The following is a 23,195-nucleotide window of genomic DNA, read 5'->3' on the forward strand; positions in this document are numbered from 1 at the left end:
CGAGATCGATCAGCGGAGCCTGGTGACCTCGGATCGGGCGAACGCGGTGGCGGGGGTCTCGCGCCCGCCGTCCTCCGCGATCTGCTCGGCGAGCTCGCCGGCCGCGGTCAGCACGTGCCCCGCGCGCCGTCGCGCGGCGCGATCACCCGTGGCCTTGACGAAGGCCCTGCGTTCGCGGCCGGTGCCGCTCACCGCGGCCAGTTCGGGTCCAGTGAGGACCCCGCGATCGACCTCGGGGGTGAGGATCGCGCGAACCCAGGCGCGCTCGGGCTCGGCGGCCCGGCGCAGGCCGATCACCAGCAGGGTGAACATCACGATCGGCACCAGGATCCAGACCCCGATCACGCCGACGATCGTGCCGTGCGAGAGCGCGGCCGCGCAGTCCCAGGCGCCGTGCAGCGCCATGGCGGCCACCATGAGCGCAAGGCCACGGCCGATGCGCCGAGGCTCGTCCGGTCGGCCGATCACCCACACCAGGCCCATGCAGAAGATCGCGCTGAACACGGTGTGTGAGGCGATGCCGGTGGCGGCGCGCATGACGATCGTCTGCACGACGGCGGGCCCCTGCTCCGCGCCGAACGCCCCGGCGGCGGTGGAGACCGCATAGAGCAGGTCCTCGAAGACCTGGAAGCCGAGTCCGATGAAGGCGCCGATGATGGCCCCGTCGAAGGCGGTCCGCACGACACGCGGCGCGAGCAGCAGGATCAGCACGAATCCGGCGGCCTTCCCGATCTCTTCGGTGAACGGCGCGGTCAGCGCGGCGCTCCAGTCCAGCGCGAAGGCCTGACCGTAGAGCTTGGTGTAGATCGACCGGATCGGGTCGTTCGCGGCGATCACCATGCCGAAGGTCGCGCCGATGCCGCCCCACAGGAAGGCCAGGACGCGCACCTTGACGGGCACGCTCCTGAACCTGTCGACATGGCTGATGATCAGCCAGAACGGCACCGTGTAGAGGGTGAACACGACCACCCCTGCGACCAGTGCGGTGGTCAGCACGGGCGCCCCGGGGACCAGGTTCTCCAGCAGCCGGACCACCCCAGCCGCCATGATCAGCCAATACACCCAGAACGCGAGGTTGCGCGGCTGGTAGATCCGGTACGGGCGGCCGTACCCGGACCGCGCGATCGCGGTCAGCTGGCGCTGCTTGTCCACATCACCGGTGGCGTCACCTGTCAGTGCGGTCATTCGCCGGCCTCCTGGCGCTCGAACCGGATGCTGCCGAGCGCCGCCTCGACGTCGGTGTTGTCGGCGATCACGTCGCCCGGCAGTCCCGCCGCGGTGATCGTGACGGCGGTCCCGTCGTCGACGAAGGCCGCGAAGAAACCCTCCCGGTTGGCCTCGGTGAACTTCTCGATGACGCCCCGCGTGCCCGCGGTCGAGTAGATCTCCTGCCGCTCCCCGGTGAGCCGCAGCCCATCCGCGCGATTCATCCCCTCGCTGCGTTCGGCCGCCTCGTCGAGTAGCGCGTCGACCGACCCACTGAAATCGGTGGCGCGCATCGTGAGGACCATGGTCCCGCTGCCGAACACCGCGTCGGTGCCCGTGATACCGCTCGTGGTGGTGTCGGTCGTGCGCAGGCCGGACACGAGATTCCACCCGTCCGGCGGGTCGACGGTCACCCCGTCCTTGAGCACCAGCACCTCACCCGCCGCTATCGGGTCGTCGTAGGCGATCGACCTGTCGATCGCCGGGACGACGGTGGCGTACAGGAACGCCAGCACGAGAATTCCCAAGGCAGGCAACAGGGTTCGGCGATCGAGGCCGAGGATCCGGCGGTCGACAGGCACCCAGTCGTCCCGCTCCTCTCGCGGCACCGGGTCGCGGTGGTGGCGGGTCGCTGCGTCGGTCATGGGATGAATGTAGTTGTTCGCGCCGCGAACGACTACATCGCGCCGACCGTGGCGAGCACCCAGGCGTACTCGAACGCGACCTCTTTCCACTTCTCGTAACGGCCGCTGACGCCGCCGTGTCCGGCGCTCATCTCGGTCTTGAGCAGCAGCGGCGCGTCACCCGTCTTCGTCGCCCGCAGCGCGGCCACCCACTTGGCCGGCTCGACGTACAGCACCCGGGTGTCGTTGATGCTGGTGATCGCGAGGATCGCCGGGTAGTCCTTGGCCGCCACGTTCTCGTACGGGCTGTACGACCGCATGTACTCGTAGACGCCCTTGTCCGCCAACGGGTTTCCCCACTCGTCCCATTCGATCACCGTCAGCGGCAGCGAGGGGTCGAGGATCGAGGTGAGCGGGTCGACGAACGGCACGTTCGCCAGGATGCCCGCGAACAACTCCGGCGCCAGGTTCGCGACCGCCCCCATCAGCAGTCCACCGGCACTGCCGCCGTCCGCGACCAGCTGCGCGGGCGTGGTGCGGCCCGCGCCGATGAGATGCCGGGCGCAGTCGACGAAGTCGGTGAAGGTGTTCTTCTTCGTCAGCATCTTGCCGTTGTCGTACCAGTGCCTGCCCATCTCGCCGCCGCCGCGCACGTGCGCGACCACGAACACCACGCCGCGGTCGAGCAGCGAGAGGCGGGCCACCGAGAAGCCCGGGTCCATGCTGGACTCGTAGGACCCGTAGCCGTAGAGCAGCATCGACGCGGGCGCGGTCACTCCCTTGCGCTGCACGATCGAGATCGGGATCTTGGTCCCGTCCGCCGCGGTGGCCCAATCCCGATGCTGCTCGTAGTCGTCGGGGTCGTAGCCACCGAGCACCGGCTGCGACTTGCGCAGCATCAGCTCGCCGGTCACCACGTCGTAGTCGTAGACCCGGCTGGGCGTGATGAACGAGGTGAAGCCCAGCCGCAGCAGCGGACCCGTCCACTCCGGGTTGGACCCGGCGCCGACCGAGTACAGCTCCTCGTCGAACTCGAGTTCGCGCAGCTCGCCGTAGCCGTCCGCGGTCAACGGCCACACCGCGAGCCGGGTCAGCGCCTCGCGCCGGTAGCTCAGCACCAGGTGACCGGCGAACGCCTCGGCGTCCTCGAGCCGGACGTCCTCGCGGGGCGCGAGCAGGGTGCGCTGGTCGGTTGGGTCGGCCACCGGGGCGTCGACCAGGGTGAAGTTCTCCGCCTTGACGCCGTCGACGTCGCCGTTGTGCAGGATCAGGAACCGGTCCTCGCCCGCGACGACCGCGTGCTCGACGCTGTACTCGACGCCGTCGACGCGGGGCAGCACCACCCGGAACTCGCCCTCGGGGTCGTCCGATTCGAGGCAGCGGATCTCCGAGGTGATCTTGGAGCCGATCCAGATCATCAGGTACTTCTCGCTGCGGGTGGACCCGAAGCCGACCCAGAACCGCTCGTCCGGCTCGTGGAAGACCTGCGCGTCCTCGGACTGCGCGGTGCCCAACTTGTGCCGCCAGACGGTGTCGGGCCGCCAGGCCTCGTCCACCGTCATGTAGAAGACGTGCTCGTTGTCCACCGACCAGGTGGCGCCGGGCGCGGTGCCGGGGATCTCGTCGGCGAGCAGCTCACCGGTGCGCAGGTCCTTGAACTGTAGGGTGTACCGCTCGTCGCCCGCCGTGTCCACGGAGTACGCCAGCAGATGCCCGTCGAGGGTGATCGAGAACGCACCGAGGGAGAAGAAGTCGTGCCCCTCGGCGAGCAGGTTGCTGTCGAGCAGCACCTGCTCGCCCTCGATCTCCGTGTCGGTGGAGAGCACCGGCGGCGTCCAGTCGTCCGGGCCGGAGATCGGGCATCGGCACTGCACGCCGTATTGCTTGCCCTCGAAGCTGCGGGAGTAGTACCACCACTGGCCCATCCGGGACGGCACCGACAGGTCTGTCTCCTGGGTGCGAGCCTTGATCTCCTGGAAGATCGTTTCCCGCAACGGCGCGAGGTGCTCGGTCTGCTGCTCCGTGTAGGCGTTCTCCGCCTCGAGGTACGCGCGCACCTCGGGGTCGTCCTTCTCGCGCAGCCACTCGTAGTTGTCGACGAAGGTGTCGCCGTGATGGGTGCGCTCGAGGGGGACCTTCTTGGCGACCGGGGCTGCGATGGGGCTGCTGACCGGGGTGACGGACGAAGTCATGCCGCCAGCCTAGGCGGTGCGTGCCGCGGCGTGACGGCTACACCGGGGTCTGGACCCAGTCGTCGAAGGAGAGCCCGGAGATGCGCTCATAGGCCTCGATGTACCGGGACCGGGTGGCGTCGACGATCTCCTGGGGCAGCGGCGGCGGGGGCGTGTCGCTCGCCCGGTCCCAGCCGGACTCCGGGCCGGTGAGCCAGTTGCGGACGAACTGCTTGTCGAAGCTCGGCTGCACCCGGCCCGGCTCGTAACCCTCGGCGGGCCAGTAGCGGGACGAGTCAGGGGTGAGCACCTCGTCCGCGAGAACCAGGTTGCCGTCGGCGTCGAGGCCGAACTCGAACTTGGTGTCGGCCAGGATGATGCCCCGGTCCGCGGCGAAGCTGGCCGCCCGGAAGTAGATGTCGAGGGTGTCCTCGCGCAGCTTGATCGCCAACTCCTGACCGAGCTGATCGATCACGGTCGCGAAGTCGACGTTCTCGTCGTGCTCGCCGAGCACCGCCTTGGTGGCCGGGGTGAAGATCGGCTCGGGCAGCTTGCTCGCCTCGACGAGGCCCTCGGGCAGCTCGACGCCGCAGACTGCGCCGGTGCGCTGGTAGTCGGCGAGCCCGGATCCGGTGAGGTAGCCACGGGCCACGCACTCGACCGGCACCATGTTCAGCTTGCGCACCACGAGGGCGCGGCCGAGCACCTCGGCCGGGATCCGCTCGTCGTCGGGCGCACCGGCCAGGTGGTTGGTGCCGCCGAGCCGCTCGAAGAAGAACACGCTCATCGCGGTGAGCACGCGCCCCTTGTCGGGGATCGGGGTGCTCAGCACGTGGTCGTAGGCGGAGATCCGGTCGCTCGCGACCAGCAGCAGGTGCTCGTCGTCGATCGTGTAGAGGTCGCGGACCTTGCCGCCGGCCAGGTGGGTGTAGTCGCTGAGTGAGGGGCGCACACCGGCACCCTATCCGGTCACTCCCCCGCCGATTCGCGGGCGATCGCCCAGCGCGGGCATTGGTCTATCCTGCAACCGTTGTCGCGGTGTTCGGGAAGTCCGGTGCAAAGCCGGCGCGGTACTCGCCACTGTGAGCAGGTACGTCGGCTACTCGGGGTCTACCCCAGCCACTGGATGCGCAAGCGTCCGGGAAGGCGTAGCCGGCGGCCATCCCTGCCGAGCCAGGAGACCGGCCGTGACGCATACCTGCATGTTTTCCACGAGTCATGGAAGGCGGGTCGCTTTGCGCACCCCTGTTTCACACCGAGTCATCGCATCAGCCGCAGCGTCGCTCGCTGCCGCCCTCACCCTGTCCGCGTGCGGCGGATCGTCGAACTCCGAAGCCGCGACCATCTCCCTCGAGAACTGCGGCCGCACCGTCACCTTGAGCGGGCCCGCCGAACGGGGCGTCACCCTCAACCAGGGCGCCACCGAGACCGCGCTGTCGATCGGCGCCAAGGGCCAGATGGCGGGCACCGCCTACCTCGACGACACGATCGCCCCCCAATGGCAGGCGGCGTACGCCGAGGTCCCGGCTCTCGACGAGAAGGACTTCCCGAGCCGCGAGGCCCTGCTCGAGACCAAGCCCGACCTGGTGACGGCGTCGTACTCGAGCGCGTTCGACGACAAGGCGGTCGGCTCGCACGAGTCGTTCGACGACCTCGGCATCGCCACCTATGTCTCCCCCTTCGGCTGCAAGGACAAGTCGAAGCGACCCGCGGTCGCCTGGGATTCGATCGCGACCGAGATCACCGACTACGGGATCATGTTCGGCCGCGAGGACGAGGCCGACGCCGTGGTCGCGCAGATGCGCGAGACGCTGACCGGCATCGAGGCGGCGGCACCCGCGAAGGGCAAGAGCATCTTCTGGTACGACAGCAACACCACGACGCCATACGTCGGGGCCAATGCCGGTGGGCCGCAGCTGATCATCGACGCGGTCGGCGGCACCAATGTCTTCGCAGGCACGGACGGATCCTGGGCCGACGGCAGCTGGGAGACGGTGCTGGCCGCGAACCCGGACGTCATCGTGCTCGCCGACGCCTCATGGGACACGGCCGAGGAGAAGAAGAACTATCTGCGCGGCGACCCGGCGCTGAAGGACCTGAAGGCCGTGCGCGAGGACGCCTTCGTCGTCCTCCCGTTCTCGACGACCACGCCGGGTCCGCGCACGATCGAGGGCGCGAGTCTGGTCGCCGGGCAGCTGGGCGGCGACGGGGCGTGACCGCGTCCACCCGGGCCCCCGCCCGGGCAGCCACCACGACCAGCACCGCATGGTCGGTGATCCTGGTCGCCCTGCTCGCGCTGAGCTGCGCGGCCGGGGTCGCGATCGGCGCGGCCGACCTGTCGATCGGCACGGTCGTCGAGTCGATCGCCGGACGGTTCGGCATCGGCCCCGGCACCGACCTGTTGACCACGCACATCGTCGTCGACCTGCGGTTGCCGCGGGTGCTGGCGGCCGCGGCTATCGGCGCGGGGCTCGCCCTGTGCGGCGCGGTGCTCCAGTCGCTGACCGGCAACCAGTTGGCCGACCCCTACCTGCTCGGCATGTCGGGGGGCGCGTCGTTGGGCGCGGTCCTGGCGCTCACCACCGGCGCGAGTGCGGTGGGTGCCCTCGGATTCGGTGCCGTCTCGACGGCAGCATTCCTCGGCGCCATCGGGAGCCTGCTGCTGGTGTTCCTCATCGCGACGTCCCGGTCCGGGGCGTTGCTGCCCGGTCGGCTCGTCCTCGCCGGGATAGCGGTGGGGCAGCTGGCGGCGGCGCTGACCTCGGCGCTGGTGCTGTTCGGCGACCGGGACGCCGCCCACCGGGTGCTGAGCTGGACCCTCGGCTCGGTGGCAGGCGTGCGCTGGTCCGGTCTGGTCGGCATCCTGGTCGTCGTCGCGGTGACGATGACGATCGTCCTCGCCTACAGCCGGGTGCTGGACTCGTTCGCATTCGGTGAGCGTGCGGCCGCGAGCCTGGGCACCAACGTCGAGCGCTCCCGCTGGGTGCTGTACGTGGTGGCGTCGCTGTGCACGGCGGCGCTGGTCGCGCAGGCAGGCATCATCGGGTTCGTCGGGCTGGTGGTGCCGCACGCGGCCCGCATGCTCGTCGGGCCACTGCACGCGCGCCTGCTCCCGGTGGTGGCGCTGATCGGTGCGCTGCTGCTGGTGTGGGCCGACATCGCCGCCCGCACCGTCATGCCGGGGCGAGAACTGCCCATCAGCATCGTCACCGCCATCGTGGGGGTGCCCGCGTTCGTGTGGCTGCTCCGACGCCAAGGGGCCCGCGCATGAGCCACCACACTCCGGAGATCCGGGTCGAGGACGTCACCTGGTCGGCCGGGGGAAGTCGGATCCTCGACCGGGTGGCATGCACTGCCCCGGCCGGACAGGTCACCGGGCTGATCGGTCCGAACGGCTCGGGGAAGACGTCGTTACTGTCGGCCATCGCGCGGCTCGAGCGTCCCGAGAGCGGACGGGTGCTGCTCGGTGACGAACCGGCGACCGCGATGAACCGGCGCGAGTTCGCGCGGACCGTCGCACTGGTGGAACAGCATTCGGCCACCGAACTGGACCTGACGGTGGAACAGATCGTCGAACTCGGCACCATCCCGCAGCGCGGCGGCTGGGCTCGCCCCGCCGCACGCGGCACGGGCGAACTCGTCGCCGAATGCCTCGCGACGGCCGGGATAACCGATCTGCGACACCGGTTGTGGCAGAGCCTGTCCGGCGGCGAGAAGCAGAAGACCCAGCTGGCCAGGGCGTTCGCGCAGCGCCCCTGCGTGCTGCTGCTGGACGAGCCGACCAACCACCTCGATGTCTCGGCTTCGCTCGAACTCCTGGAACTGATCCGGGCCAGGGGACTGACAACGGTGGCCGCGATGCACGACCTGAACCTGGCCGCGATGTACTGCGATCACCTGGTGGTGCTGCGCGACGGACGGGTGGTCGCCGAGGGCCCGACGGAGTCGGTGCTGACCGCCGAGCTGCTCGCGGAGGTGTACGGCCTCGACGCCCTGGTGCAGCCCCATCCACGGACAGGGCGACCGCTGGTGGTGCTGTGCGGCACCGTCGATGCCACCGCCGAAAGGTCTTTCTCGTGAACACGATTCAGCGGAATCGATGGGTGATCGTCACCGCGCCAACCGACCGCGGCGCCGATCCCCGCGACCAGGTACTCGGCGCGCTGCGAGTGCTGCGGGACCGGCACCCGGACACCGTCTTCGTGACGGCGGTGCTCGGCGGCTCGGGGACATCCGTCACCACGGCGCTCGACGAGGCGGTCGCGGCAGGCGCCGCCGAGGTCGTGGTGGTCAGCGCCCAGACGGTGCTGGACCGCAAGATGGACGCGTGGTTCCGCCGCGTCATCGGACACTGGTTGCGCGAGCGCGGACCGGATGCCCCCGATGTCCGCCTCGCCGGGCCGCTGAGCGACACCGACACGTACGTCGACCTGCTCGACGCCGCGATCTCGGGCCCCACCGCCCCTGCCCGCACCACCACCGCTCCCCTGACCTCCCCCGCGTGGGACGAGGTGCCGGGCTTCGCTCGGCACGTCCTGGTGTGCCGGGGTCCGCGCTGCTCGGCCCGCGGCGGACCGGAGGCCGCGCAGGCACTGGACAGCGCGCTCGAGGCCCGTGGCCTGGGCGACGACGACGTCCTCGTCACCCAGACCGGCTGCCTGTTCCCGTGCTCGCAGGCGCCCGTCGTGGCGGTGTATCCCGACAACTCCTGGTACGCGGAACTCTGCGCCGACCGGGTCGAACGGTTCGTCGACGAGCACCTGGTCGAGGGCAGGCCCATCACCGAATGGAGCGGTGCGCGGCGGTCGTCTGTCACCCTGGAGGCATGACCACCGCCGCGCCCCGCGTCACCGTCACCTACTGCACTCAGTGCAACTGGCTGCTCCGGGCCGGCTGGATGGCGCAGGAACTGCTGAACACGTTCGGCACCGATCTCGGCGAGGTGGCGCTGATACCGGGCACCGGCGGCGTCTTCCGGATCGCGGTCGGCGATGACCTGCTGTGGGACCGCAAGCGCGACAGCGGTTTTCCCGACATCGTCACGCTCAAGCAACGCGTGCGCGACGTGGTGGCGCCGGAGCGAGATCTGGGTCACGCGGACCGCGGTCGCGGCGACTGATCGCTCAGTCCCCCCGCGGGCCGTAGGTGTCGACCACCAGGACCGGCCCGTCGCCAAGAGCGCCGTCCGCGTCCATCGCCAGCGCGCCCGCGAGTGCCTTCGCGGTGTAGACGGGATCGAGGGTCAGCCCGTGGTCCGCGCCGATCCGCTCCGCGGCCGACCCCTCGGGCGTGGCGTACCCGTATCCGGGCCCGAGCCAGTCGCGGGTCACCGTGATCGCTCCCGGCTCGAACTCGACCGGCCCGAGCGCGGCCCCGCGCCGGGTGAGCAGCCGCGCGGTCTTGCGCGCCAGCCCGACGAGGTCCCGCTCGGCCAGCGGCAGGGTGTCGTTGACGACCACCCCGACCACCCGGGTGCGCAGGCCGGCAAGGCGCAGTCCCAGCAGCAGCCCGGCGGCGGTGCCGCCCGAGCCCACCGGGGTCACCACGTGCGTCGGCTCCGGCATCACGCCCGCCTCGACCTGCGCGCCCAGCTCCAGCGCGGCCTCCACATAGCCGAGCGTCCCGAGCGGCGAGGATCCGCCCGCGGGCAGGAAGTAGGGCAGGCGGCCGCCGCGCGCGTGCCGCAGCAACAGCCACGGCGCCGCCGCGATCGTGCGGGACTTGGTCCGGGTGAAATGCAGTGCGGCACCGGAGCGCCGCAGCCGTTCGAGCTGCGCGTGCACATGCTCGTCCATCGGCTGATCGATCAGGGCCAGGGCCGTGTCGATGCCGAACTCGTGGGCGTACAGCGCGGTCGCCAGCCCCCAGTTGGTGCCCTGGCCGCCGACGCTGAAGATCTGCCTGGAGCCACGGGCGAGGACGTCCGGGATGATCCACTCCAGCTTGCGCACCTTGTTGCCGCCCCAGCCGCCTGCCCCGTACACGCCCTCGTCCTTGCACCACAGCCGGTTCGCCGGGCCCAGCCCGTCCAGGTGGGTGATCGGGGTCGGGCCGGAGCCGAGCCTGCGGTACGGGAGGGTCGCCTCGAGTTCCGGGAAGAGCCGGTGCAGCGCGGGGCCGGTCGTCTGGTCCATGTGATCGCCTAGACCGAGTCGAGCCGGCGGCGGAGCGCACCGGCCAGGTAGTCGAGATCCGGCCGGCGTGCGGAGACGGGGCGGCCGCGGAGACCGAAACCGTCGCCGGAGGTGCGCGGGATGACATGCAGGTGCACGTGGAAGACCTCCTGGCCGGCGACGGCGCCGTCCGCGAGAAAGAGGTTCACCCCGTCGGCGCGCGGGCCGTCGGCGGGCAGGCCCGCCGCGCCGGTGCCGTTGTCCCGCAACGCGGCCGCCAATCGCCGGCCGACGGCGAAGATCCGGCCCCCGTCCTGTGGGTCGAGCTGCGCGAGCCCCGACGCGTGCCGTTTCGGGACCACCAGCAGGTGGCCAGGGGTGAACGGGCGGATGTCCATGAACGCCACGGTGTGCTCGTCCTCGTACACGAGGCTCGCCTCCGCCTCGCGCGCGATGATGGCACAAAATATGCAGTGGCTCATGGGGATTGATGATAAGCCCCACAAGCCCTCCCGGCTGACGGGCAATCCCCTTCTCGCGCCGGCGCGGCGGTCCTAGGGTATGCCCACCGACAGTGGATGGGAGTTGCGACATGAGCGCAGGCAATCCGGTGGCGCCCCTTGATGCGGGCGACGTCGAACATTTCGACCACGAGACCGACGTCCTGATCGTCGGCTACGGCTGCGCGGGCGCGGCCGCGGCCCTGGAGGCGACGGCAGCGGGCGCCGAGGTCGTCATCCTGGAGAAGGCGAGTGGCGGCGGCGGATCGTCGGCGCTGTCCGGTGGCGAGATGTACCTCGGCGGCGGCACCGAGATCCAGCGGGCCTGTGGATTCGAGGACTCCGCGCAGGACATGGAGGCGTTCCTGCTGGCTGCCCTCGGGCCCGACGCCGACAAGGAGAAGGTCGGCCTCTACAGCCGGGACAGCGTCGCGCACTACCAGTGGCTGGTCGACCACGGCGTGCCGTTCAAGCCGTCGCTGTGGAACTCCCCCACCTGGGTGCCGCCGACCGACGACGGCCTGATGTGGATGGGCGAGAACTCCTATCCCTTCGCGGAGCTCGCCAGGCCCGCGCCCCGCGGACACCGGGTCACCTCGGACGGGTTCGGCGGCAAGGTCCTGATGCACAAGCTGTCCGAGGCCGTCACGGCCACCGACGCGGCGGTGCACACCGACACCTACGCGACCCGGCTGATCGTCGAGGCCGGCCGGGTGGTGGGTGTGGCCGCCCGCCAGTACGGCAAGACCTACACCTACCGGGCGCGCCGTGGCGTGGTGCTCACCACCGGCGGATTCGCCGACAACGCGGAGATGGTCGCGCAGCACGCCCCGCAGCTGGTGGGGCTCGGCGTCAACAGCGATGGTGGCGACGACGGCCGCGGCATCGTGATGGCCCAGGCCGTCGGCGCCGCCGTCAAGCACATGTCGGCCGGGCAGGTCGGCATCTCGCTGATCCCCGGGATGATGGTGCGCGGCATGATCGTCAACAGCGTCGGCCAGCGCTTCATCAACGAGGACGTCTACCCCGGCCTGGTCGGGCAGGCAGCACTGTACAAGCACGGACTGAAGGTATGGGTGATCCTCGACGAGCAGGCCTATGAGGAGGTGCCGGTCAACGAACGTTGGGGCGTGCAACCGCATTTCGTGGCCGAGACGCTCGAGGACCTGGAGCAGCAGATCGGCATGCCGCCCGGCGCACTGGTCACCACCGTCGGCCAGTACAACCGGCACGCCGCCGAGGGCGAGGATCCGTACTTCCACAAGTCCGCGACGTGGCTGCGACCGCTGCAGTCGCCGTTCGCCGCGATCGACGTCCAGCGCGGCATCGCCCCGCCGGAGTACGGCGAAGCGGGCCGCGGCGGCGCGGAGGTGTTCACCATCGGCGGGCTGTGCACCACCGTCGACGGCCAGGTCCTCGACCTCGACGGCGACCCGATCCAGGGGCTGTTCGCCGCAGGCCGGGCCACCTCGGGGCTGCACTCCTGGGGCTACATCAGCGGCACGTCGCTAGGCGACGGCACGTTCTTCGGCCGCCGCGCCGGCGTGGCCGCCGCCACGCGCCAGTAGCGCCGCGTACCTACCGCCGAGCTCGACCAGTTCGGCGTGGGTGCCGCGTTCGGCGACGCGTCCACGATCGAGCACGACGATCTGGTCCGCTTCGCGGATCGTGGACAACCGGTGCGCGATGGTGATCGTGGTGCGTCCCCGGCTGACGGTGTCGAGCGCGGCCTGCACGGCCCGCTCGGTCTCGTTGTCCAGCGCGCTGGTCGCCTCGTCGAGGATCAGCACCCGCGGGTCGCGCAGCAGGGTGCGCGCGATCGCGATGCGCTGCTTCTCGCCGCCCGAGAACCGGTGACCGCGCGCGCCGACGACGGTGTCGTAGCCGTCGGGCAGGGACGCGATCAGCTCGTGCACCTGGGCGTCGCGCGCCGCCGCCTCGATGTCGGCGTCGGTGGCGTCGGGCCTGGCGTGCCGCAGGTTCTCGCGGATGGTGGCGTGCAGCAGGTACGTCTCCTGGGATACGACGCCGACCAGTTCGGACAGTTCCGCCAGCGGAATCGACCGCAGATCGACCCCGTCGATGCGCACCGAACCCATGCTCGGGTCGTGGAGGCGCGCCACCAGGGAGGCGAGAGTGGTCTTGCCCGAACCGGTTTCGCCGACCAGGGCGAGCGAGGACCCGGCGGGCACCTCGATGCTCACGGAGTCGAGGGCGTTCCGGTCCGACCCCTCGTAGCGGAAACAGATGTCCGCCAGGCGAACCGCGCCCGCCACGTCCTCCCGTCGCAGGTGCACGGGGTGCTCGGGATCGTCGATCTCGACGGGAAGGTCGAGGTACTCGAAGATTCGACTGAACAGGGCGAGCGAACTGGTCACCGAGACACCGACGTCGAGCAGGCTCATCAGCGGCCTGAAGAGCGCCGCCTGCAACCCGGTGAAGGCGACCAGGGTGCCGATCGTCATGCCGCCGGACGTCGCCGGCAGGCCGGCCGCGAGGTAGAGCAGCGCCGGGATGGCGGCGAAGACGATGTTCATCGTGGCCATCCGCCAGCGGCCGGAGAGCTGCGACCTGACCTCGAGATCGGCGAGGACATGGGAGGTGTCCGCGAAGCGTTCCGACATCGCCGGGCCCGCCCCCAGCGTCTTGCCGAGCTGGATTCCGCTGATCGAGAGGGACTCCTCGATCTGGGTCTGCATGTCGGCGAGGGTGCGCTGGCGCTGTGCCGTGATCTCCCGTCTCATCCGGGCGACCTTGCGGGTCAACCAGATCGCGGGCGGCAGCACGATCAGTGAGAGCAGCGAGAGCCGCCAGCTCAGCACGGCCATCGCGATGGCCGTACCGACGACGGTGGTCACGTTCGAGGCGATCGAGGTGGCGGTCGAGGTGACCACGGTCTGCATGCCGCCGATGTCGTTGGTGAGGCGGGACTGGATCTCCCCTCCCCTGGTGCGGGTGAAGAAGCTGAGCGACTGCCGCTGCAGGTGCGCGAACACCCGCGTCCGGAGTCCGTGCATGATGCGCTGGCCGACCGTGGTCGAGATCCAGGTCTGCACGACGCCGAGCACCGAGCCGACGACGGTCACCGCGAGCATGCCGATCACCGCCCACACCAGCAGCGTGACGTCCTGGTCGGGGATGGCCTTGTCGATGACGGCGCGGACCAGGAACGGGTTGGCCAGCGAGACGGCGGAGGCCGCGATGATCAGCACGGTGACCACCGCGATCTGCGGGCGGTAGGGCGAGAACAGGGCGCCGATCCGCCGCAGGCTCACCGGCGACTCGGCCAGCTGGGCGCGGTCGGCGGGATCGATCTTGCGTGAGCGGGAACCCGGTCCGGGCTCGCCGCTTCGGGGGCTTGTCATACAACCACCCCTCTCGGTATGTCGGGGGAAGACATACTGAGGTTCCCTCACTATGAGGTTCCTGTCAAGTGAGGTAGCCTAACCACCATGGACCAGCAGCGCCCCGACACCCTCCGGGATCTCCTGATGTCCAGCGCCCGCGCCCTGCGCCGACGCTGGTTCGTCGCACTGGAGCCCTGGCAACTGTCGCCGCACGAATACCGCGCGCTGCAGGTGATCTACCGCGACACCGACCGGCATCCTCGGCTCGGCGACGTCGCGAAGGCGCTGCGCATCGCGCCGCGGTCCGCGACCGAGGTCGTCGACAGGCTCGAGGAACGCGGGCTCACCGAACGGGTCCCGGACGCCGCCGACCGGCGTGCCACGTGCGTCCGCCTGACCGAGGCCGGCCGCCGCATCATCGGCGAACTCGAGACGGCGCGAGCCGACGACGCCGAGGACTTCTTCGCGGCGCTCGACGAGCACGATCGCGCCGAGCTGCGCCGCATCCTCGACAAACTGCGCTGACGCGCCTGTGCGCGGTTGACGAGTCCAGACACTCGTCAACCGCGCACGGGCAGCGAAGCCGCCTAGAGGATGGGTGCCGGCGAGTACTTCGCCGCCTCGGGGTTCTGCTCCACCAGCAGACCGACCCGGCGGACCACCGTGGCCACCTGGGACTCGGCCGCGCCGATGAAGGCGGACTTGTCGGCCAGCGCGGCGTCCAGCTGCGCGCGGTCCAGTGGGAAGCGGTCGTCGGCGGCCAGGCGGTCGAGCAGGTCCGGCTCGCGGCCGTCCTCGCGCATCGCCAGCGCGACGGCGACCGCGTGCTCCTTGATGACCTCGTGCGCGGTCTCGCGGCCGGTGCCCGCGCGCACGGCGGCCATCAGCATCCTGGTGGTGGCCAGGAACGGCAGGTAGCGGGTGAGCTCCTTCTCGATCACCGCCGGGTACGCGCCGAACTCGTCGAGCACGGTCAGGAAGGTCTCGATCTGTCCGTCGATCGCGAAGAACGCGTCCGGCAGCGCCACCCGGCGGACCACCGAGCAGAACACGTCGCCCTCGTTCCACTGCGCGCCCGCCAGCTCCGCGGCCATCGACGCGTAGCCGCGCAGCACGACCTGCAGTCCGTTGACGCGCTCGCAGGAGCGGGTGTTCATCTTGTGCGGCATCGCCGACGAGCCGACCTGGCCGGGCTGGAAGCCCTCGGTGACCAGCTCGTGGCCCGCCATCAGGCGGATGGTGTGCGCGAACGAGGACGGGCCCGCGCCCACCTGGACCAGCGCGGACAGCACGTCGTGGTCCAGCGAGCGCGGGTACACCTGGCCGACGCTGGTCAGCACGTGCGCGAAGCCGAGGTGCTCGGCGACCTTCGCCTCGAGGAAGTCGAGCTTCTCGGTGTCGCCGCCGAGCAGGTCGAGCATGTCCTGGGCGGTGCCCATCGGGCCCTTGATGCCCCGCAGCGGGTACCGGTCGATCAGCTCGCGCAGGCGGGTCAGCGCGACCAGCATCTCGTCCGCGGCGGAGGCGAAACGCTTGCCGAGGGTGGTGGCCTGCGCGGCGACGTTGTGGCTGCGACCCGCCATCACCAGCGACGAGTACTCGGCGGCCTTCTCCGCGAGCCGCGCGGCGACCGCGACGCCGTGCGCGTACACATGCTCGAGCGAACGGAAGATCTGCAGCTGCTCGACGTTCTCGGTGAGGTCGCGGCTGGTCAGGCCCTTGTGCACATGCTCGTGTCCGGCGAGGGCGTTGAACTCCTCGATCCGTGCCTTGACGTCGTGCCGGGTCACCCGCTCTCGGTCCGCGATGGAGTCGAGGTCCACCTGCTCGAGGACCCGCTCGTAGTCGGCGAGCGCCTCCTCCGGCACGTCGATGCCGAGCGAGGCCTGCGCCCGCAGCACCGCCAGCCACAGCTGACGCTCCAGCACGATCTTGTGCTCGGGCGACCACAGCTCCCTCAGGTCGGGGCTGGCGTATCGGTTGGCAAGGACGTTGGGGATGCGGCTCACGAGCGCCCAGTTTACGGCCGCCGCCTGCGGGACCGGCAGCCGCGCCACCCGGGGCGCGCGGCTACAGCTCCGGCTCCTCCGGCTGGAGCGGCGGGAGCGGCGGCGCCGCGACCTCGATGACGTCCGACAGCATCTCCCTTGCCAGCTGCTCGGGGTCGGGGTCGGACTCGCTCAGCGCTCCGACGATGGCCCCGTCCACCACGCAGATCAGCCTGCGCAGTCCCTCCTGCCGGACCTGCCGTCCGGACCGGCGCAAGACCTCACCGAGGGCATCGTCGAACCGGACCCGCAGCCGCTTCTGCACCTCGTGCAGCTGGGGATGCCGCGCGGACGCGATGAAGCACTCGTACCTGGCGATGAGGTGTTCCCGCGTGACGCCCTCGATCGGACCGACCAACAGCTCGATGATCAGCTCGACGACGGCCGCGGAGTCGCGGTCGGTCTGCGTGATCTGGTCGATCCGGGCGCGCATGGCGTCCATCTCCCGGCTGCCGCTCAGCTCCACCGCCCGCGCGATCAGGTCGTCGAGGGAATCGAAGTAGTAGGTGGTCGACGCGAGCGGCAGGCAGGCGCGCTGCGCCACCGCCCGATGGCGGACCGCCTCGAACCCGCCCTCGAGCATGAGGTCGGCCGCGGCCTCGACGAGCGCCATCCGGCGTCGTTCGCCCTTGGGAGTCGCCGCGGAAGACACCCGGCCCATCGTGCCAGCGGAAGCGCTGCGCCGAGTCGATTTCGTTTGAGCGGGCGCGGGCGAGGCCGCCGTCCCGTCAGTGTCCGAGTGCAGCACTTCGCCCCAATCGCTCCAGGGCCTCTTGCACGTCGGCCGTCGCGCCGGCGAACGAGATCCGCACGGTCCTGTCGCCGCGGACCGTGTCGAAGTCGACGCCCGGCGCCAGCGCCACCCCGGTCTCCCGGAGCAGTTCCGCGCACCAGGACGTCGAATCGTCGGTGAGATGGCCGATGTCGGCGTAGGCGTAGAAGGCGCCGTCCGCCGGGGCCAGGTCCGTGATTCCCAGTGTAGGCAGCGCGGCCAGCACCAGGTCACGGTTGGCCGCGTACCGCCGCACGTGCCCGTCCAGCTCGGCCATGGATTCGTCGGTGAAGGCCGCGACAGCCGCGTACTGCGAGATCGCGGGCGGGCACACCGTCATGTTCGAGGCGAGTCGCTGCAGCGCGCGGCGCAGCGACGCAGGCACCAGCATCCAGCCCAGGCGCCAGCCGGTCATCGAGAAGTACTTGGAGACCGAGCCGACCACGACGGCCTCGCGCGAGGTCTCCCAGGCCGACGCCGTCGCCGAGTGGCCGGAGCCGAATTCGATGCCGTGGTAGATCTCGTCGGAGATCAGCAGGGTGCCGTGCTCCTCGCACCAGCGCGCGAGGGCGGCGAGTTCGGTCGGGTCGATGACGGTGCCCGTCGGGTTGGCCGGGCTCGCGACGACCAGGCCTGCGGGCGGCTCGTCCAGCGCCTCGAGCATCGTGACCGTCGGCTGGAAGCGGGTGTCCGGCCCACAGTCGAGTTCGAGCACCCGACAGCCGAGCGCGGTGAGCGTGTTGCGGTACGCCGGGTAGCCGGGCCGCGCCACCACCACCGTGTCGCCCGCGTCGAACGCCGCGAGGAAGATCAGGGTGAAGGCGCCGGACGAGCCGGTGGTCACCACGACCTCGTCCGGATCGACCTCGATCGACGACTTCGCGCTGTGGTACCCGGCGATCGCCTCCCGCAGCGGCAGGATCCCGAACGTCTCGGTGTAGCCGAGTAATTGGGCGCTGAGGGCCTCGTGCGCCGCACGCAGCACGGGGCCGGGCGCCTGGGTGGACGGCTGCCCCGCGGCCAGCGTCAGGACATCGCCGTGGGTTCGGGCCCGCTCGGTGGCGGCCTTCCAGACGTCCATCACGTGAAACGTGGGGACCTGGGATCGCTGGGACTCTTCTCGCACCGGGACGAGGCTAGTGCCTTGCGCTCGAAGTCCATTGATGATTGCCGGGGATCCACGTGGATGCGTCGCAAGGCGGAGCAGGTCCAGGTAGCGGGGTTCTATCTGGACCTGCGACAACGCCGCGAGGCGCCGCGTGGGCCCCGGCAAGCGCAAGAAGACTTCGGGCGCGGGGCACTCGGCGCCCGGACCGTTTGGCCGACCGCAACCGCGACGACAGCGGCCCCGAGGATCGAATCCTCGGGGCCGCTGCCGGCAGGGGGGCTGCTATTCGGTACCGATTGTGCTGATGTCAGTGCATGTCGTTCGCGATGATGGTGGCGATGTTCCGCTCCGCGAGGGCGGTGATGGTGACGAACGGGTTGACGCCGAGGTTGCCCGGCACCAGCGAACCGTCCATCACGTACAGGCCCGGGTGCCCGTGCAGCCGGCCGTGGTTGTCGGTGGCCTTGTTCAGGATGGCGCCGCCGAGGGGGTGGTACGTGAGGTTGTCGCCCCAGGTCTTGTAGACGCCGAACAGGTCGGTGCGGTAGATCGTGCCCTCCTTCGAGTTGATCTTGTCGAAGATCCGCTTGGCCATGTTGATGGCGGGCTGGTTCTGCGAGGTCTGCCACGACAGGTCGACCTTGCCGGTCGACGAGTTGTACTGGAACTGCGCGCGTTCCGGGTTCTTGGTGATCGTCAGGTACAGGCTGACGTACATGTCCAAGCCGGTCGGGAACGGCGCGATCTCCGCGAACGCCGGTCCCCCGGCATCGTCCCAGTTGTCGATGCCCATCGTGGGGATCGACGACTGCTTGCCGCCCGTGGCGTCCCACAGATGGTTGGCACGGCCGACCATGACGTTGCCGTTGTTGCCCCAGCCCTGACCGACCTCGCCGGACAGGTTCGGCAGATGCCCCTGTGCCTTCATTGCCACCAGCAGCTTGCTGGTGCCGACGCTGCCGGCCGCGAAGAACACCTTGTCCGCGGTGACCGTCTTGGTCGCGACGACGCCGCCCTGCTCGTTGATCTGCTCCATCTCGACGGAGTAGCCGGCCCCGCTCGGGACGACCTTGGTGACGCGGTGCAGCGTGGTGATGGTGACCTTGCCGGTCGACGCCGCCTGCGCGAGATACGTCTTGGGCAGCGACTTCTTGCCCGCGTGGTTGCCGAAGATGACCTCGCCCGCCAGGGCGGACTTGGGCACGGAGCCCGCCGCCTCCTGCTTCATATAGTTCATGTCGTACACGTTGGGCACGAAGGTGGTCTTGAAGCCCGACCGTTCCGCGGTCTTCCGTCCGGTGCGCGCGAACTTGTACCACTCGGTCGACTCGAACCAGGCCGTGTCGATGTTGTTGACGCCGAGCCCCGCGTTTGCCCTCGGGAAGAACGTCCCGTACATCTCGTTGGAGTCGACCGAGGGCAGGAGCTCCTCGAAGTAACCACGCCTGGGCGTGACGGCCATGCCGCCGTTGACCAGGGAGCCGCCGCCGACGCCTCGGCCCTGGTAGACGTTGACCCCGCCCATGCTCTCGCAGTCGAGGATTCCGACATACTTCTCGATGTCCTTGTCGATCGAGCCGCCGGAGAAGTGCGAGATCGGCTGCGCGGTGCGGTTCCTCAGCCAGAACCCACGCTTGTCCGGCGCGGTGGTGGAGGTGAAGACCCCGGAGGCGGCCGTGCCCCAGTCCCTGCCCATCTCGACGATGTGGGCGTCGATGCCCGCCTGCGCCAGTCGCAGTGCGGTCACCGAACCGCCGTAACCACTGCCGATGATCAGGGCGGGCACCCGGTCACCGGTGTTGAGTGCGCGACGCGGGGATGCCGCGGCCGTGGTGGCAGCCAGCGACGGCGCGAGGGCAACGGCGCCCGCCGCCAGGCCCGTCGCCGCCATGAACCTACGGCGGGAGAACTGCGACTTCGCGGTCGCTGTATAGCTTCGTGACGCTTGGTATTCGGTCAACGGAACCTCTCTGATCACGGGCCAATAAAGTAGAACTCGTTATACAGCCGTAACAGCGTTGAGATTCGCAATACCGACCGGTAATAAATCGAAATCCCGCAGCTCATATCGAAATGCTCGAAATGCCTGTGCTGCAGCGTTATCACCAGTACTGTTCAACGATTCTCGGACACCGGGGACGCCCCCGTGCAGGCGCAGGCCCACACCGAGGCGCCCCCGGTATCGCGAGAACACGTTCACCTACGGGTGGAACTAATGCAGATCGTTCGCGACGATCGTGGCCATGTTCCGTTCCGCGAGGGCGGTGATGGTGACGAACGGATTGACGCCGACATTGCCCGGCACCAGCGACCCGTCCATCACGTACAGGCCCGGGTACTCCGGGAGCCGCCCGAAATTGTCGGTCGCCTGGTTCAGGATGCAGCCGCCGAGGGGGTGGTAGGTCAGTCCGTCGCCCCACGTCTTGTACACACCGAACAGGTCGGTGCGGTAGATCGTGCCCTCCTTGGAGTTGATCTTGTCGAACACCCGCTTGGCCATGTTGATACCGGGCTGGTTCTGCGAGGCCTGCCAGGACAGCCCCACCTTGCCGGTCGACGAGTTGTACTGGAACTGGGCACGTTCCGGGTTCTTGGTGATCGCCAGGTAGAGGCTGACCCACAGCTCGGTGCCCGCCGGGAACGGCGCGATCTCCGCAAAGACCGGACCGGCCGGGTCGGCCCAGTTGTCGATGCCCATCGTCGGGATCGACGACTGCTTTGCGCCGGTCGGGTCCCAGCCCTGGTTGGCGCGGCCGACCATGACGTTGCCGTTGTTGCCCCAGCCCTGACCGACGGCACCGGGAAGGTTCGGCAGGTGACCCTGCGCCTTCATCGCGACCAGCAGCTTGCTGGTGCCGACGCTGCCCGCGGCGAAGAAGACCTTGTCCGCGGTAACCGTCTTGGTCGCGACGGTGTTGCCCTGCTCGTCGATCTGCTTCATCTCGACCGAGTACCCGCCGCCGCTGGCGGCGGGCGCCACCTTGGTCACCTCGTGCAGCGTGGTGATGGTGAGCTTGCCGGTGGCCGATGCCTGCGCCAGATAGGTCTTGTCCAGCGACTTCTTACCGGCGTTGTTGCCGTAGATGACCTCGCCCGCCAGCGCGGACTTGGCGACCTGACCGGCGTCCTCCTTCTTCATGTAGTCGAAGTCGTAGACGTTGGGTACGAAGGTCGTCTGGAATCCGGAGCGCTGCGCGGTCTTCCGACCGACCCGGGCGAACTGGTAGTAGTCGGTGGACTCGAACCAGGCCTGATCGATGTTGTTCACGCCGAGACCGGCATTCGCCCTCGGGAAGAAGGTCCCGTACATCTCGTTGGAGTCGACCGAGGGCAGGATCTCCTCGAAGTAGCCCCGCTTGGGCGTCACGGCCATGCCGCCGTTGGCCAGCGAACCGCCGCCGACCCCGCGACCCTGGTAGACGTTGATCCCGCCCATGTTCTCGCAGTCGAGCACGCCGACGTACTTCTCGATGTCCTTGTCCACCGAGCCACCCGAGAAGTGCGAAACCGGCTGCGCCGTACGGGTCCTCAACCAGTAGGCCCGCTTGTCCGGGGTGAGCATCGGGGAGAAGATCTTGCCGTCGGAGCCGGGCGTCGTCCAGGCCCGGCCCATCTCGATGATGTGGGTGTCGATACCCGCCTGTGTCAGCCGCAGCGCCGCCACCGCGCCGCCGTACCCGCTGCCGATGATCAGGGCTGGCACCCGGTCACCGCTGTTGAGGGCGCGCCGCGGCGATGCCGCCGCCGAGGTCCACGAGGAGGAGAGCGCCGCGGCCCCCACCGCGAAACCCGTTGCCGCCATGAACTTCCTGCGGGAAAGCTGGGGATTGAAAGTGGTCGCTGCCGTGCCTCGCGACGCCTGGTACTCGCTCAACGGAACCTCTCTGTCAGGGCCAACAAAACTGGAACCTGTTATACGAGAGAAGTCGCACGTTACCGTTCGGTAATCCTGACGCCGCTCACAGTCCGGAATGGATCGCGGAAACGACAGTGCGAGAACACAATCGCCGGTACTGTTTTACGCATCGCGACCTGGACCAGCGACCAACTAGATGGTGATGCGGCCCTCGACGGCGGCGAGCCCGATGTCGCGGCGGAAGTGCCCGCCTGCCAGCCGGACCTCGGCGAGCTTGGCGTAGGCGTCCTCGCGCGCACTGGTCAGGTCGGCGCCGACCCCGACGACGCTGAGCACCCGGCCGCCGGAGGACACCACGGCGCCGTCCTCGCGCAGGCCGGTGCCCGCGTGCAGCACATCCTTCGCATCGGCACCGCTGATCACGTCGCCCGTGCGGGGCCGTCCGGGGTAGTTCTCGGCGGCCAGCACCACGGTCACCGCGGCACCGTCGCGCCAGCGCAGCGGGGCCACCTCGGCGAGGGTTCCGGTCGCGGTGGCGTTCAGCAGCTCACCGAGCGGGGACTCCAGCAGCGCCAGCACCGCCTGGGTCTCCGGATCGCCGAAGCGGCAGTTGAACTCGACAACGGCGGGGCCGTCCTTGCCGATCGCGAGTCCGGCATACAGCAGCCCCGAGAAGCCGCTGCCGCGCTTGACCAGCTCCGCGGCCACGGGGACGACGACCTCGTCGACGATCTGGGTCACCGTCTCCTCGGGCAGCCACGGCAGCGGGGTGTAGGCGCCCATGCCGCCGGTGTTCGGCCCGGTGTCACCGTCACCGACCCGCTTGTGGTCCTGTGCGGGCAGCAGCGGGACCACGGTCTCGCCGTCGACCAGACAGAACAGCGACACCTCCGGCCCGTCGAGGTAGGACTCCAGCAGGACCGGATGCCCGGTCTCGAGCAGCTCGGCGGCGTGATCGCGGGCGGCGCCGCGGTCGGTGGTGACGACGACGCCCTTGCCTGCGGCCAGCCCGTCGTCCTTGACAACCCAGTGCGGGCCGAAGCGGTCAAGGGCCTCATCCAGGTTGGCCGGGCTGTCGACGATCTCGCTGTGCGCGGTCCGCACGCCTGCGGCCGCCATCACGTCCTTCGCGAACGCCTTGGAACCCTCGATCCGCGCGGCGTCGGCGGACGGCCCGAAGCACGCGATCCCGGCCGCGCGGACGGCGTCGGCGACGCCGACCACCAGCGGCACCTCGGGGCCGATCACGACCAGGTCCGCGGCGACCTTCTGTGCCAGTGCCACCACGGCCTCCCCGGACGCGACGTCCACGGGGTGCTGCTCGGCGATCTTGGCGATCCCGGCGTTTCCGGGTGCGGCGATCAGGGCCGTCACACCCGGGTCGCGCCCGAGGGCGAGAAGAAGGGCATGTTCACGGGCTCCGGAGCCGATAACGAGTACGCGCACGGACC

Annotated in this window: 20 protein-coding genes and 1 riboswitch; of the genes, 7 read left to right on the forward strand and 13 right to left on the reverse strand. The window is 69.7% G+C overall.

The window, feature by feature from the left end:
- Nucleotides 1-9: 9 nt before the first annotated feature.
- The 4 genes from FCG67_RS15755 to FCG67_RS15770 are packed head-to-tail and all read right to left on the reverse strand — an operon-like array spanning nucleotide 10 to nucleotide 4,952.
- Nucleotides 10-1,185 (reverse strand): PrsW family intramembrane metalloprotease, encoded by a 1,176-nt coding sequence (locus FCG67_RS15755; protein ID WP_136910676.1) that lies wholly within the window; start codon nucleotides 1,183-1,185, stop codon nucleotides 10-12.
- On the reverse strand, nucleotides 1,182-1,850 hold the full coding sequence (locus FCG67_RS15760) for a hypothetical protein (RefSeq protein WP_136910677.1): 669 nt from the start codon (nucleotides 1,848-1,850) through the stop codon (nucleotides 1,182-1,184). Before FCG67_RS15760 ends, FCG67_RS15755 begins: the two co-directional genes overlap by 4 nt.
- A gap of 32 nt (nucleotides 1,851-1,882) precedes the next feature.
- On the reverse strand, nucleotides 1,883-4,021 hold the full coding sequence (locus FCG67_RS15765; RefSeq protein WP_136910678.1) for a S9 family peptidase: 2,139 nt from the start codon (nucleotides 4,019-4,021) through the stop codon (nucleotides 1,883-1,885).
- 37 nt (nucleotides 4,022-4,058) lie between these two features.
- The gene (locus FCG67_RS15770) at nucleotides 4,059-4,952 is read right to left on the reverse strand and encodes a phosphoribosylaminoimidazolesuccinocarboxamide synthase (protein ID WP_136910679.1); all 894 of its coding nucleotides are present in this window, start codon (nucleotides 4,950-4,952) and stop codon (nucleotides 4,059-4,061) included.
- A 67-nt stretch (nucleotides 4,953-5,019) separates the two neighbouring features.
- Nucleotides 5,020-5,204, forward strand: a riboswitch (cobalamin riboswitch).
- A 31-nt stretch (nucleotides 5,205-5,235) separates the two neighbouring features.
- Between FCG67_RS15770 and FCG67_RS15775 the strand changes: the two genes are divergently transcribed.
- Genes FCG67_RS15775 through FCG67_RS15795 form a run of 5 tightly spaced genes read left to right on the forward strand, consistent with a single transcriptional unit; the run spans nucleotide 5,236 to nucleotide 9,119 of the window.
- On the forward strand, nucleotides 5,236-6,216 hold the full coding sequence (locus FCG67_RS15775; RefSeq protein ID WP_246045105.1) for an ABC transporter substrate-binding protein: 981 nt from the start codon (nucleotides 5,236-5,238) through the stop codon (nucleotides 6,214-6,216).
- Entirely contained in the window at nucleotides 6,213-7,271 is a 1,059-nt protein-coding gene (locus FCG67_RS15780; RefSeq protein WP_136910681.1) for a FecCD family ABC transporter permease, read from the forward strand. Before FCG67_RS15775 ends, FCG67_RS15780 begins: the two co-directional genes overlap by 4 nt.
- Nucleotides 7,268-8,080 carry an ABC transporter ATP-binding protein gene (locus FCG67_RS15785; protein WP_136910682.1) on the forward strand — a complete coding sequence of 271 codons (813 nt, stop codon included), beginning with the start codon at nucleotides 7,268-7,270 and terminating at the stop codon, nucleotides 8,078-8,080. Before FCG67_RS15780 ends, FCG67_RS15785 begins: the two co-directional genes overlap by 4 nt.
- Nucleotides 8,077-8,829, forward strand: coding sequence for a (2Fe-2S) ferredoxin domain-containing protein (locus FCG67_RS15790; protein ID WP_136910683.1), 753 nt, complete (start codon nucleotides 8,077-8,079; stop codon nucleotides 8,827-8,829). Before FCG67_RS15785 ends, FCG67_RS15790 begins: the two co-directional genes overlap by 4 nt.
- Nucleotides 8,826-9,119 (forward strand): Rdx family protein, encoded by a 294-nt coding sequence (locus FCG67_RS15795; RefSeq protein ID WP_136910684.1) that lies wholly within the window; start codon nucleotides 8,826-8,828, stop codon nucleotides 9,117-9,119. The genes FCG67_RS15790 and FCG67_RS15795 overlap by 4 nt, the downstream gene beginning before the upstream one ends.
- 4 nt (nucleotides 9,120-9,123) lie before the next feature.
- On the opposite strand, the gene FCG67_RS15800 is transcribed toward FCG67_RS15795, so the two are convergent.
- Nucleotides 9,124-10,134, reverse strand: a complete 1,011-nt coding sequence (locus FCG67_RS15800; RefSeq protein ID WP_136910685.1) for a 1-aminocyclopropane-1-carboxylate deaminase/D-cysteine desulfhydrase — start codon at nucleotides 10,132-10,134, stop codon at nucleotides 9,124-9,126.
- 8 nt (nucleotides 10,135-10,142) lie between these two features.
- The gene (locus FCG67_RS15805; RefSeq protein ID WP_136910686.1) at nucleotides 10,143-10,595 is read right to left on the reverse strand and encodes an HIT family protein; all 453 of its coding nucleotides are present in this window, start codon (nucleotides 10,593-10,595) and stop codon (nucleotides 10,143-10,145) included.
- A 110-nt stretch (nucleotides 10,596-10,705) separates the two neighbouring features.
- Between FCG67_RS15805 and FCG67_RS15810 the strand changes: the two genes are divergently transcribed.
- Nucleotides 10,706-12,181, forward strand: coding sequence for an FAD-dependent oxidoreductase (locus FCG67_RS15810; protein ID WP_136910687.1), 1,476 nt, complete (start codon nucleotides 10,706-10,708; stop codon nucleotides 12,179-12,181).
- On the opposite strand, the gene FCG67_RS15815 is transcribed toward FCG67_RS15810, so the two are convergent.
- A complete protein-coding gene (locus FCG67_RS15815; protein ID WP_136910688.1) occupies nucleotides 12,122-13,978 on the reverse strand; it encodes an ABC transporter ATP-binding protein in 1,857 nt (618 codons plus the stop codon). The genes FCG67_RS15810 and FCG67_RS15815 overlap by 60 nt on opposite strands.
- An 87-nt stretch (nucleotides 13,979-14,065) precedes the next feature.
- Here FCG67_RS15815 and FCG67_RS15820 point away from each other — a divergent pair, with 87 nt between their 5' ends.
- Entirely contained in the window at nucleotides 14,066-14,485 is a 420-nt protein-coding gene (locus FCG67_RS15820) for a MarR family winged helix-turn-helix transcriptional regulator (protein WP_136910689.1), read from the forward strand.
- Nucleotides 14,486-14,547: 62 nt separating this feature from the next.
- Here the strand turns inward: FCG67_RS15820 and purB are convergent, their stop codons facing one another.
- The 6 genes from purB to purD all read right to left on the reverse strand — a co-directional run bounded on the left by purB (nucleotide 14,548) and on the right by purD (nucleotide 23,190).
- Nucleotides 14,548-15,969 (reverse strand): adenylosuccinate lyase, encoded by a 1,422-nt coding sequence (purB, locus tag FCG67_RS15825; protein ID WP_136910690.1) that lies wholly within the window; start codon nucleotides 15,967-15,969, stop codon nucleotides 14,548-14,550.
- A 61-nt stretch (nucleotides 15,970-16,030) separates the two neighbouring features.
- Nucleotides 16,031-16,660 carry a TetR/AcrR family transcriptional regulator gene (locus FCG67_RS15830; RefSeq protein ID WP_136910691.1) on the reverse strand — a complete coding sequence of 210 codons (630 nt, stop codon included), beginning with the start codon at nucleotides 16,658-16,660 and terminating at the stop codon, nucleotides 16,031-16,033.
- Between the two features lie 76 nt (nucleotides 16,661-16,736).
- Nucleotides 16,737-17,906 carry a pyridoxal phosphate-dependent aminotransferase gene (locus FCG67_RS15835; protein WP_136910692.1) on the reverse strand — a complete coding sequence of 390 codons (1,170 nt, stop codon included), beginning with the start codon at nucleotides 17,904-17,906 and terminating at the stop codon, nucleotides 16,737-16,739.
- A 289-nt stretch (nucleotides 17,907-18,195) separates the two neighbouring features.
- On the reverse strand, nucleotides 18,196-19,779 hold the full coding sequence (locus tag FCG67_RS15840; RefSeq protein ID WP_136910693.1) for a GMC oxidoreductase: 1,584 nt from the start codon (nucleotides 19,777-19,779) through the stop codon (nucleotides 18,196-18,198).
- A gap of 321 nt (nucleotides 19,780-20,100) precedes the next feature.
- Nucleotides 20,101-21,690 (reverse strand): GMC oxidoreductase, encoded by a 1,590-nt coding sequence (locus FCG67_RS15845; RefSeq protein ID WP_211243223.1) that lies wholly within the window; start codon nucleotides 21,688-21,690, stop codon nucleotides 20,101-20,103.
- Between the two features lie 246 nt (nucleotides 21,691-21,936).
- Entirely contained in the window at nucleotides 21,937-23,190 is a 1,254-nt protein-coding gene (gene purD, locus FCG67_RS15850) for a phosphoribosylamine--glycine ligase (RefSeq protein WP_136910695.1), read from the reverse strand.
- Nucleotides 23,191-23,195 lie beyond the last annotated feature (5 nt).

The sequence above is a fragment of the Rhodococcus oryzae genome (genome assembly GCF_005049235.1).
Lineage (GTDB): Bacteria > Actinomycetota > Actinomycetes > Mycobacteriales > Mycobacteriaceae > Rhodococcus_G > Rhodococcus_G oryzae.